The 12,625-nt window shown below is 63.6% G+C and carries 5 protein-coding genes; 4 read left to right on the top strand and 1 reads right to left on the bottom strand.

Annotation, left to right across the window (positions count from 1 at the left end; translation table 11 throughout):
* Nucleotides 1-94 precede the first annotated feature (94 nt).
* Together F8A10_RS08690 and F8A10_RS08685 are read left to right on the top strand one after the other, a co-directional pair.
* Nucleotides 95-2,008: a Hint domain-containing protein gene (locus tag F8A10_RS08690; RefSeq protein ID WP_152367145.1), complete on the top strand. Its 1,914-nt coding sequence runs from the start codon at nucleotides 95-97 to the stop codon at nucleotides 2,006-2,008.
* A gap of 173 nt (nucleotides 2,009-2,181) precedes the next feature.
* On the top strand, nucleotides 2,182-3,891 hold the full coding sequence (locus tag F8A10_RS08685) for a calcium-binding protein (RefSeq protein WP_152367144.1): 1,710 nt from the start codon (nucleotides 2,182-2,184) through the stop codon (nucleotides 3,889-3,891).
* 34 nt (nucleotides 3,892-3,925) lie between these two features.
* On the opposite strand, the gene F8A10_RS08680 is transcribed toward F8A10_RS08685, so the two are convergent.
* Nucleotides 3,926-4,681 carry a WecB/TagA/CpsF family glycosyltransferase gene (locus F8A10_RS08680; protein WP_152367143.1) on the bottom strand — a complete coding sequence of 252 codons (756 nt, stop codon included), beginning with the start codon at nucleotides 4,679-4,681 and terminating at the stop codon, nucleotides 3,926-3,928.
* A gap of 119 nt (nucleotides 4,682-4,800) precedes the next feature.
* Here F8A10_RS08680 and F8A10_RS08675 point away from each other — a divergent pair, with 119 nt between their 5' ends.
* Nucleotides 4,801-6,225 (top strand): hypothetical protein, encoded by a 1,425-nt coding sequence (locus F8A10_RS08675; protein ID WP_010395574.1) that lies wholly within the window; start codon nucleotides 4,801-4,803, stop codon nucleotides 6,223-6,225.
* Nucleotides 6,226-6,325: 100 nt separating this feature from the next.
* Nucleotides 6,326-12,625 (top strand): type I polyketide synthase, encoded by a 6,300-nt coding sequence (locus F8A10_RS08670; protein WP_152367142.1) that lies wholly within the window; start codon nucleotides 6,326-6,328, stop codon nucleotides 12,623-12,625.

Raw genomic sequence — 12,625 nt, 5'->3', positions numbered from 1 at the left:
GTGCCTTTGTTTTTAATCGGTGCTGTTCCGCCAGTTATTTGCGGCGGCGTTTTTGCGGCTTTTCCGCAAGGTTTTTGTTCTTTGAAGGTGTTTCATGGCGACGATTCCTGGAACGGGCGGCAATGACAGCCTGTCTGGTGGGGACGAACCCGATCTCATCGACGCTGATGCCGGCAACGATACTATAGATGGCGGCGCGGGTAGCGATACGGTCAGTGGTGGCGACGGTGCTGATTTCCTGATCTGGGCGGCCAATCCTGACGCGACTGGCGATCACGACATCTATCACGGTGGTTCGGGCGGCGAGGAGTATGAGCCCGACGTCTACTCCCATAATGGCGGCGATACGCTTAGCCTGGTGTCCGCAGGGGCCGAAGGGTTCGATGTGTATTTCACCAGCGGCAGCTCGGGCGAGGTCGAGGATGCCTATGGCAACACGCTGAGCTTTGACGGTATCGAGCGTGTGGCCACTGGCGACGGCGCCGATCACATCAATGCGTCTGGCAGCGCTGAAGGCATCCGGATTTATGCGGGTGCTGGCAATGATTACATCATTGGCAGCGACGCCACGGATTATATTCAGGGCGGCGACGGCAATGACGAAATCTTTGGCGGCGGCGGCAATGACGTCATCGAGGATGGCCGCGGCGACGACACCATCCATGGCGAGGACGGCGACGACGGTATCCGCTGGGGTAACGGTGGTATCGACGGTTCGGTCGGCAATGACCTGTACTATGGCGGGTCGGGCTATAACACGCTGAACGCCTGGCAGCACGACGCCACCGGCAACGGTGTGCACATGGTGCTTACCACCTCTGACAGCGGTACGGTGGACGCCACCGGTGCGGCGACGGGGCATCTGGAGTTCTACGAGTTCCGGAACCTGCTGACCGGGAACGGCAATGACACGATAGATGGCTCGGCTGCCGGGGTGGACGGGTTCCGCGCCTATGCCGCATGGGGTGACGATTCGATCATCGGCAGCGACGGCGATGACTCGATCGAAGGCGGCTTTGGCACGGATACCATCGACGCGGGTGCGGGCGATGACATGATCTCGATGGCCGGAGACCTGTTTTCCACCAGCCACGCGTGGGAGGATGACGGCTCGGATCTGCTGGTCCTGCGCGACGGCTTTGGCAATGACACCGTGCGCGCCTTTGCCATCGAAACCACGCAGGATGAATGGGGCACCGTGCTGCCTGCTGATCGGCTGGATGTCAGCGATCTGCATGATGCCAACGGTAATCCCATTGATCTGGATGACGTGACCGTCGAGCCCCTTACCGACGCACGCGGCACCCATGCGCGGCTGGTTTTCCCCAATGGCGAGACGCTGCTGCTTTATGAGATCGACCCCGCCGCGCTGACCCGTCAGAAGCTGCATCAGCTTGGTATTCCCTGCTTTTGCCGCGGCACGATGATTCGTACAGACCGGGGCGAAATCGCGGTTGAACAACTGTCGGTGGGCGATCTGGTTCTGACCTGCGACCATGGGTTGCAGCCTATCCGCTGGATCGGCAGCCGGGCGCTGGACGCAATCGATCTGGCCGCTGCGCCAAGGCTACGGCCTGTCTGCATCCGCCGTGGTGCGCTTGGCGAAGGACGGCCTTGCGCCGATCTAATGGTCTCGCCTCAGCATCGCATACTCGTGCGGTCGGCGATTGCGCAGCGCATGTTCGGTTGCCCCGAGGTGCTGGTTGCGGCCAAGCAGCTGTTGGCAATTGAAGGGATCGAAGAGGCCGACGCCGAGACGGTCGAGTATTTCCACATCCTCTTTGACCGGCATGAGATCGTGCTGGCGAACGGGGCCGAGGCCGAGTCGCTATACACCGGTCCGATGGCGTTGAAATCCGTCGGCCGGGCCGCGCGGGAAGAGATATTTACCCTGTTCCCCGAGCTTCGCGAAACGCCGGCCAAGGCGGCAAGGCCGCTGATCCCGGGTGCCAAGGCGCGTCAGCTTGCACATCGCCATGTGCGGAACCGAAAGGCCCTTAATGGTTAAATTCGCAACCAAAGGGTGAAAATCACTGACAAATGCGGCGCTGATCTGTCCCAAAGGACAGGTCCCGCCCTTGGCGTCAGTCTAATCTAATCCGGCCCGGATAGACGTTCGGGGTCGGGTGTTTCTGGACGCTCGTGGCGTCTATCCCCAGTCATTGCAGGATGGGGGCAGATATGGCCGTGATTACTGGAGGGGTGGGCAACGACAGCCTGCTGGGCACCGCAGGTCGTGATACGATCAACGGCAATGGCGGACGCGACACGATCAATGGCGGGCGGGGCAGCGACTCGATAAATGGCGGTGCCGGGCCGGACGTCCTGATCTGGAGCCAGGACCCCAGATCCAGGGGCAATGTTGACGCTTATTATGGTGGCAACACTTTGGAACGCTATGATCCGAACCCGTATGGCAGCCTGTCGGGCGGGGACCGGCTGCATCTGAATGGGACAAAAAATTTCCGCGTTGCTTTCAGTACAACTGAGAATGGCTCAGCCGTCGATGCCTATGGCAACCGGGTGAACTTTCGCGGGATCGAGCGGTTGCAGACCGGCTCGGGCAATGACCTCATCGACGCGCGGTCTGCCAAGCTGAATTCGCCGCATGGTTCGGGTTCGGATTACACCCCCACGCATGGGCTGACGGTCAACAGCGGTGCCGGCAACGATACCATCTATGGCAGCATCGGCGATGATGTGCTTGACGGCGGGAATGGCAATGACCGCATCTATGGCGGTGCGGGCAATGATCTGTTGATGCCGTCGCAGGGCAATGATTACGGTCATGCCGGGGCAGGGGATGACAATGTCCGCTGGGGCAACAACGGTGGCATGGGGGCGATCCATGACATCGGACGTGATACACTGGTTGGCGGAGCTGGCCATGACCTGCTGAACCTCTGGGCCAAAGGGAATGGCGAGAATAGCGTAGGCACTTCGGTTGTCTTTACCAGCAACAGCGCCGGACGGGCCAGCTATCCGCAGGCCAATGGTTCATTGGTGTTCAGCGAGTTCGAGCAGTTCTGGACCCATGAAGGCCGCGATACGGTTTCGGCAGCAACCGCCAATATCCCCCTGAATGGCAAGGGTATTCAGATCAACACCCGTTGGGGCGACGATCGTATCACCGGCAGCGCCGGTAAGGATACGATCGAGGGCGGACCGGGCGCGGATACCATTAACGGCAGTCGCGGCAACGATCTTATCTCGATGACCGACGATATTTCTGCCTCTGATGGAGGTGCTGTGCCGCGCGATGCAGAGCGGGATGTTCTGGTGCTGCAGGACGGTTTTGGCGTCGACACAATACGTGCGTTTCAGGTCGGCGATGTACGCGATTCCGGCGGCGGTATCCTGCGTCAGGGTGACCGGCTGCATGTGACCGGGCTGCACGACCGTCAGGGTAACAGGGTTGATGTGGATGATGTGCGGGTGTCCTCGCATAACGGGCACGCGATGCTGACATTCCCGAATGGCGAGAAGCTGATCCTTGAGGGCGTCAGCCCGTCATCTCTGACCCGCTCGGTCCTGAACAAGATGGGTATGCCTCTGCCTTCGGCGCAGACCAGTCAGGCCTCGGCGCAGATGAGTCAGGAAAGCCGCATTGCCGCCGAGGAGCCCGTTGCCGCGGGAACCGAGGCCGCTCCACAAGAGAGCAAGCTGTTCGGCCTGCTTAGCCGCGACATCTTCATTCTGTGGGGGCGGGCAGAGCTGCCCGATAGCCGCGCAGACAGCGCAGCAGATGTTGAATCCCCGGGCTGGAGCACGTCGCAGCGGCTTTGGGGTCCCCGTGCTCTGCCTGTGCTGCATGAGCAGCAAGAGGTTGCGGATCACGACCCGGCGCCGGGCCTGCTTAAGATCGACAGTTTTGATTTCGACTGGGGCTAACCCGTCCCTGCAGGGGTGTCGCTTGTCGGCGTCCCTATTCCCTGCGCATTGCCAGCGCCCGGCGCAGATGACCGGGCAGGATGGTAAAGCCCTTGGCATAGCGCAGAAACAGCCGACGCGGATTTGACAGCATCCGCCACAGCCATTCCATCTTTACCTGACGCACCAGCTTTGGCGCGCGCCGTTGATACCCCGACAGAAAGTCGAGTCCTGCCCCGATCGAGGCAAACCCGACATTGCCCAGCGCATCGCGGGCGCGGATGGCGAAAAGCTCTTGCCGCGGCGCGCCAAGGGCCAGAAAGCACAGTCGCGCGCCAGTTTCGCGGATGCGGGCGATAATTTCGGTCGCTTCATCGCCCATCGGGTCAAAGGGAAAGCCCGGCGCATGGGTCAGCGCGACCCTCAGGCCGGGTACGGCGGATTGCATGGTCTCGACGGCGCGGGCGAGTGATTCGATGCTGCTGCCGATCAGCGCCACCGGTTCCCCGGCCGCTGCGGCCTCGCGTGCCAGCGGCAGCACCAGATCCGAGCCGGGGGCAAGATCGACCGGCCGGCCCGCGATCCGGGACAGCCAGACGATCGGATTGCCATCGGCGCAGATCAGGTCATGGGCAGCGTAAGCGGTGCGAAAACGGCTATCTTCACCCAGTCTTTGCAGGTGATCGACATTAATCGTGGCGATGGCAAAACCCTGCCCGTCGCGCAGCCGCTGTCGCACGGCAGACAGCAGCGCCGAAGAATCCCGACAGTTGATGTGGACGGCATTGCCGTCGGGAAAGGTGAAATGCATGATAAGCCTCGGGTCCGGCCGGAGTTTCTGGCAGGATGAATTCGCGACGGTGGGATTACAACGTCCTCGCGTGTCGCAGGTCAAGCAGGCGGCCCTGCCGCAAGACTGGAGTCAGGGCCATGCCCTTGTTGGCCTTATTCGCATTGCTGTCCTGGCCGCTGGTGGTGGCAGTGCTGTTTCAGCGCATGGAGCGGCCGCGCGCCCTGATCTGGTCAATCTTTGCAGGCTACCTGCTGTTGCCCCAGCTGGTCGAAATCGACCTGCCAGCTTTTCCGGGGTTGAACAAGCACATGATTCCGGCGCTGGCGGCTGCGGTCATGGTCTGGTTTGTGACCAGGGACCGCGCCCGGGATGAACCCGTCCCGCCGCCGATGGGACCATGGGTGGGGCTGCTTCTGGCGATGAACTTTGTTTCACCCATCATGACTGCGCTGACCAATCCCGATCCGCTGATCGACGGGATCAACTATCGCCCTGCCATGTCGATCAGCCAGGGCATCGCCGACCTGATTTTGCAGTTCATCCAGCTTTTGCCGTTCATGATGGGCTACAAGCTGTTGTGGGATGCCCGGGGGGCTGAACTGTGGCTGCGCTGCCTGGTGCTGGGGGTGCTGTGCTATACGCTGCCGATGCTGATCGAGTTGCGGCTGAGTCCCCAGATCAACGTCTGGGTCTACGGCTATTTCCAGCACGATTTCATCCAGACCATCCGCTATGGCGGCTATCGGCCGATTGTGTTTCTTGAACATCCCCTGTGGGTTGCGCTGATGACCATGACCGCGTTTTTGTCGGCCATTGCCATAGCGCGGAACAATCGGACGGCGCGCAATCTGCTGATCGCGGTCTATCTGGGCTGCGTTCTTGTGCTGTGTAAATCGGCTGGGGCGCTGATGCAGGCGCTGATGGCCGCGCCTCTGGTCGCGTTTGCCCGGCCGCGCATGATGGTGCTGGCCGCCGCCATGGTCGCCACCGTCGCCGTTTCCTATCCGACGTTGCGCACGACCTCATGGATGCCGCTGCAAGGCATCGTGAACCTTGCCATGTCGATATCGCCCGAGCGGGGGCGGTCGCTTGAATTCCGCCTGATGAACGAAGAGGCCCTGCTGGAACGCGCGATGGAGCGTCCGGTCTTTGGCTGGGGCGGTTGGGGGCGGCCGCTGTTCTATGACCCTTATAGCGGCAGGCTGTCCTCGATCCCGGACGGGCAATGGGTGATCTGGGTGGGTGCACGCGGGGTCTTTGGCTATCTGGCGCAGTTCCTGCTGCTGCTGACGCCGATCTTTGCCTTGCTCAGGGCTATGCCACGCGGGCGCTCGGCCCCGAAGCGCAGAGAGCTTGTGGTGCTGGGCACGCTTGCCCTCATGCTGGCGATGAACCTTCTGGACCTGATCCCGAACGCAACGCTGACGCCTTTGACATGGCTGACGGCGGGGGCGCTGCTTGGCAATGCCCGCAGGCTGAGGCAGGGGGTGCAGGGCCAGGACGAAACCATGGCCGAGACGCAAATTCTGCCTAAAAAGGCAGGCCTGCCCACGGTTTTATAGGTTGGTCGAAAGCGCCGGATTCGCTATCCCGGACAGGCGCGCCAACCGTTAATCCGGTTCTGCCCCACGGGGCATTCCACGAGTTCAAGAGGCACTGTACATGGCCTTTGACAAGATCGGCGTTGAGGATTCCGATGTTGCGGTCATCGGCATGGCCGCGCAATTGCCCGGTTCCAAGGGCGTAGCGGAATATTGGGACAACCTGTGCCGCGGGGTTGAGGCGATCCGTCGGCTGACCGAGGCCGAGCTTTTGGCGCGGGGTGAAACCCGCGTGCGGATGTCTGACCCGAACTACGTCCCCTCGGCCGCGATTCTTGAGCAGTTCGATGAATTCGACGCCGAGTTCTTTGGGTTGTCGCCCAAAGAGGCGGCGATCATGGATCCTCAGCACCGCAAGTTTCTGGAAACCTGCTGGCACGCGCTGGAAGACGCCGCCCATGTGCCCGAGCGTTTCGGCGGCAATATCGGCGTCTGGGCTGGCTGCGGACAGGGCAGTTATTATTTCTGGAACGTCTGTTCGAACCGCGATCTGGTTGATGGCGTCGGGCATTTCCTGTTGCGCCATACCGGGAACGACAAGGATTTTCTGTCCACCCGCGTCAGCCATGTCTTTGACCTCAGGGGGCCGTCAGTCAACGTTCAGACCGCCTGCTCGACCTCTCTGGTCGCGATCCACATGGCCTGCCAGTCGCTTTTGTCGGGTGAATCCGACATGGCGCTGGCCGGAGGTGTGACGATCGAGCTGCCCCATGGCCTGGGCTATCTTTACAAGGAAAACGAGATCCTGTCGCCCGACGGCCATTGCCATGCCTTTGACCATCGGGCGCAAGGCACGGTTTTCGGCAGCGGTGCGGCGGTGGTTGTGCTGCGCCGGCTTAAGGACGCGCTGGCCGATGGCGATCATATCTGGGCGGTCATCAAGGGCTCGGCCATCAACAACGATGGTGCGGCCAAGGCTGGCTATCTTGCCCCCGGCGTCGAGGGGCAGGCGCTGGCAGTGGCCGAGGCGCTGGTTATGTCCGGGCTGTCCTCGGACAGTATCGGCTATGTCGAATGCCATGGGACCGGCACGGCGCTGGGTGACCCGATCGAGGTTGCGGCGCTGAATCAGGCCTATGCGCGGGTTTCGGACGGAACGCGGCAGGGGCCATGCCGCATCGGCTCGGTCAAGACGAATATCGGGCATCTGGATACTGCGGCTGGCAGCGCCGGGCTGATCAAATCGGCACTGGCGGTACACCACGGCAAGATTCCACCCAGCCTTGGCTATGAGGCCCCGAACCCTGCTGTCGACTTTGCCGGCGGCCCGTTTGAGGTTAACGGCCGGCTCAGCGACTGGCCGGTGCCGGGTCCGCGCCGGGCGGGGGTGAACTCGCTGGGTGTCGGCGGCACAAACGCCCACGTCATCTTGCAAGAGCCGCCTCAGGCCGCGCCAGCCGGGGAATCCGACTGGCCGTTCCATGTCATCGCCGTGTCGGGGCGCAGCAAGGCCGCACTTGATGCCAACTCCGCTGCGCTGGCGGGTTGGCTGGGGACCAACCCCGGCGTGAACATGGCCGATCTGTCCTTTACCCTGACACAGGGGCGGCGTCAGTTCGAACGGCGCCGCGTGCTTGTTGCCGAAAACGCGGCTGATGCGGCGCGGCTGCTGACCGAGCCTGATCCGCTTTTGGTCTTTGATCACCAGCCGGTCAGCGACACGGCCGGGGCGGTGTTCATGCTGCCTGGCGGCGGTGCGCAATATGCGGGCATGGCGCGCGGGCTTTATGAGACAGAGCCCGTTTTCCGGGAATGGATGGATCGCGGCCTTGACCATATGGCGCAGGCGCATGGTGCTGATCTGCGTGCGCTGTGGCTGCCCGAGCCGGGACAAGAGGCCGGGGCAGACCGGCGTCTGCTGCAACCCTCGCTGCAATTGCCGCTGCTGATGATCTGCGAATATGCGCTGGCGCAATTGTGGATCAGCTGGGGGGTGCGCCCCACCGCCCTGATCGGGCATTCCATGGGCGAGAATACCGCCGCCTGTATCGCGGGGGTGATGAGCTTTGAGGACTGCATCGGCCTTGTGCGTCTGCGCGGGCTGCTGATGGATCGGGTTCCGGCTGGCGGTATGCTGTCGGTGCCACTGCCCCCCGAAGAGTTCGCGGCTGAACTTGCCGAGCTGGAGCTTGACCTTGCGGCGGTGAACGGGCCGGGGCTGTCGGTCGTTTCGGGGCCGGATGCCGCGCTGGACCGCTTTGCCGGGCGTATGGCGACGCGCGAGGTGGAATGCCAGCGCATTGCCATCTCGATCGCCGCGCATTCGCGCCTGCTTGAGCCGGTGCTGGAGGAGTTCCGCGCCTATCTCGCCGCGATCACGCTGAACCCGCCGCAGATCCCGGTGATCTCGAACCGTTCGGGGCAGCCCCTGACCACGGATGAGGCGACCAGCCCCGATTACTGGGTTGCGCATTTGCGCGGCACGGTACGCTTTGCTGACGGGGTTTCCCATCTTGCGCAGATGCCAGGGCGGGTATTTATCGAGGTCGGGCCGGGCCGGGCGATGCAGGCCATGGCTAAGGCCCATCCGGCGGTTACTGCCAATCAGGTCATTTCGACCCTGCGTCACCGCGACCACGACACTGGCGATGACAGCTATTTCATGGGCGCGCTGGCGCGGTTCTGGGCCTGTGGCGGACAGATCGACTGGGATCAGATCTGGGGTGGGCTGCGCCGTCAGCGCCTGTCGCTGCCCGGTTATGCGTTTCAGCGCAAACGTTATTTTATCGAACCCGCCACCCATGTGGCGACCGGTGCCGCAGAGGAACTGGCCCGCATTGACGAGCCCGCCGACTGGGGCTGGCGTCCGGCGTGGAAACTTGCTGCGCCCGCAATCGAGATCGGGTCACAAGGGCCGGTCGCGCAGGGCGGGCTAAGCTGGCTTATCTTTGCTGATGAGCTTGGCCTTGCCAGCCGGGTGATCGAGGGGCTGCGGGCGCGCGGCCAACGTGTCGCCGTGGTCGAGATCGGGGATACTTTCGCCGACAAGGGCGAGGGGCGCTTTACCCTGCCGGTCGAATCCGACCGGGAAGGGTATGAGATGCTGCTGGCCGCGCTTGTCGCGCAGGGTATGGCTCCGGATCGTATCCTGCATCTGTGGTCGGTGACGCAGGGGGCACGGTTTCGTCCCGGTTCCAGCCTGCTTAACAGTCAGCTTGAGCGTGGTTTCTTTGGCCTGCTGCATCTGGCGCAGGCGATTGGGGCCGAACTGCCCGAGGCGCGGCTGGATCTGATCGCGGTCTGCAACGATGCGCTGCGCGTGGCTGATGAACCCGCGTCGGTGCCTGAAAAGGCGACGGCTGCGGGCCCGATCCGGGTTCTGCCGCATGAGATGCCGAATGTCTCGGCCCGGCTTGTGGATATCCGACTGCCTGCAAAAGGCGGGATCGAGGCCTTGGCCGACAATCTGTTGGAAGAGGCGCTGGCCCCCTCGGGTGCTGCGGTCGCCGCATGGCGTGACGGGCGCCGGTTTGAACAGAGCCTTGAGAAGGTGGCGCTTGGTGATGACGGCATGGCCGCCATACCGCAGGGTGCGACCTGCCTGATCACTGGTGGCTTTGGCGGTATCGGGCAGGCCATTGCGCGCGAACTTGCCGGGCGCGGTGGGGCGAAACTGGCGCTGATCACGCGCGGGCTGGTGGATTCGCCCGCCGTCATGGCCTCGCTGCGTCAGCTTGAGGCGATGGGGGCCAAGGTTCTGGCCATCCGTGCTGATGTGACCAGCCCTGAGGATATGGCCCGCGCTGTGGCAGAAACCCGGGCGCGCTTTGGCGGCCTTGATGTTGTCCTGCACGCGGCGGGGGTGATCCGGGACAGCCTGATCGCCGCCAAGACCGATGATGAGGCATGGGACGTTCTTGCACCCAAGCTGCTTGGCACCTGCGCGCTGATCGAGGCGCTGTCCGGGAACCCGGCGGGGCTGACGGTGCTGTTCTCGTCGACCTCATCGGTGATCGCGCCGGCGGGACAGGCGGATTACGTCGCCGCCAACGAATATCTGAACGCAGTGGCGCGCAGTGCTCCGGCGGCGCTGGGACGCGTGGTTGCAGTCAACTGGGGCGTCTGGGCTGATGCCGGCATGGCGGCGCGGGCAATGGGGCTGGACACTGCGTCTGCGGTGGTGGTGCCGCAGGATCGGCCGCTGCTTGATGAAAGCCTGCCCATGCCCGGCGGGCGAGAGTTCCGCACCGCCCTAAAGATGCAGGATTGGATTATCGGCGGGCACAAGACGGCCTCGGGTCAGGCGCTGATGCCCGGGACCGGCTGGATTGAGCTGGTGACCGAGGCGGCGCTGGAATGCGGTCTTGGTCTGCCTCTGGTCATCCGCGACCTGGAATTCCGCCGTCCTGTGCTGGTCGGCGATACCGCGCTTGTCAGCACCCGCGTCCTGCCCGAAGGCGATGCCATGCGCATCGAAATCCTCGAAGATCCGCAGGGAGAGCCGAACGTTTCTGCCCTTGTCTCTGGTCTGCATGAGGCTGCACCCGACGCGCTGACGATCTTGGGGCCGTGGGATCAGGACGGGCAGGGCGCTGCACTGCGCTCGGCTCAGGAAGGGCAGATGGATTTTGGGCCGCGCTGGAAGGTGCTGCGCCGTTTCCGCATCGACAGTGACGAAGGCGTGGCCGAACTGGCGCTTGCGCCCGAGTTCGAGGCGGATCTGGCGCAGGGCTGGCTGGTTCACCCGGCGTTGCTGGATATTGCGACCGGCTGGGCGATGGGGCTGATCCGGGACTGGACACCAGAACATTTGTGGGTGCCGATGGGCTATCGCTCGATCCGGCTTTATGCGCCTCTGCCTGCGCAGGTGGTCAGCCGCATCCGCAATGCGGGCGAGAACACCGATGCACAGGGCATGGCGCAGTTTGACATTACGCTGGCCGCGCCGGACGGTACCGTCTGCGCCGAGATCCGGGGCTTTGCCCTGCGCAGGCTGGCGGCGGCGATTTCTGCCGCGCCACAGACCCGGGTGCAGCCCACGCGCAGCCTGTCCCCGGCCGAGCGTCGCCTGCAGCACAATATCAGTCAGGGCATTCCTGCCGCGATCGGGCCTGCCATGCTTGGCCGCGCCATCTCGACCGGGTTGGCGCAGGTCTATGTCTCATCTCTGGATCTGCCGGCGCTGATCGCCGAGGCTGGCAAGGTCGAGAAACCCGCCCCCGCCGAAGGAGGGTTCGAGCGCCCCGACCTCGACAGTGATTTTGTCGAGCCCGCCCCCGGCATTCAGGCCGAGCTTGCGGTGATCTGGTCCGAACTTTTGGGCATTGCCCGCATCGGTGCTGCCGACAGCTTTTTTGATCTGGGCGGTCACTCGCTGATTGCGGTGCGGATGTTTGGTCAGCTGCGCAAGAAATTTGGCGTGGACCTGCCGATCTCGACCCTGTTCGAGGCCCCGACGATCACCGATCTTGCTGCGCTTGTCGAAAAGCAGACCGGCCCGCGCGAGCTGGTCCCGCCCGACAATGTGCATGAGCTGCCGGTTGCGGCGCGGCCCCGGTTCCGTTTCCTCGTCGATATGGGCGGGCGGGGGCAGGGAACGCCCTTCTTCATGGTGGCCGGTATGTTCGGCAATATCATGAACCTGCGCCAGCTTGCCCAGCGTCTGGGGCCGGATCGCCGCTTTTACGGCATTCAGGCGCGTGGCCTGCTGGGCGATGACAAGCCGCATGAGGATTTCACCGAAGCGGCCCGCGACTATATCGAAGAGCTGCGTCAGGTGCAGCCCGGGGGGCCCTATTTGCTGGGCGGCTTTTCGGGCGGCGGGCTGATCGCCTATGAGATGGCGCGGCAGCTGCACGCGGCGGGCGAAGAGGTGGCGATGCTTGTCATGCTGGATACGCCCCTGCCGCTGCGCGAGCCGGTCAGCCGCAAGGATCGCCTGATGATCCGTCTGGGTGAGCTGCGCGAAGGCGGGCCGGGCTTTGTCTGGAAATGGCTGCGGGACCGCGTCGCCTATGAATTCCGCCGCCACAGCAAGGCCAAGGCCGCGCAGGCCGAAATCTCGGGCGAGGTTGCAACCGGCGTGTTCCACGATCTGGCGATCGAAGCGGCCTTCCTTGCCGCGCTGCCCAAGCTGCAACTGTCGGTCTGGGACGGGCCGGTGACGCTGTTCCGCCCGCCGCCGGACCAGCGGTGGAAGGTGACGGGCGGGCGCTGGGTCAACTCGGGCCGTGACTATGTCATTGCTGACAACGGCTGGACGCCGTGGATGTCAGAACTGCAGGTGATCGAAGTGCCGGGCGACCACGACTCGATGGTGCTTGAGCCGAACGTGCGTCGCCTTGCCTCGGTTCTGCGCGATATCCTGCGCGGGGCGGAAAGCCGCGCCGGGGCTTTGGCCGGGGTCAGGGCGGCAGAGTGA

Origin of the sequence: Paracoccus kondratievae, from assembly GCF_009301415.1 — a bacterium.
GTDB classification, from domain to species: Bacteria; Pseudomonadota; Alphaproteobacteria; order Rhodobacterales; family Rhodobacteraceae; genus Paracoccus; species Paracoccus kondratievae.
The sequence above is the reverse complement of the archived record's forward strand: the minus strand, read 5'-3'. Positions and strand labels throughout refer to the sequence as shown.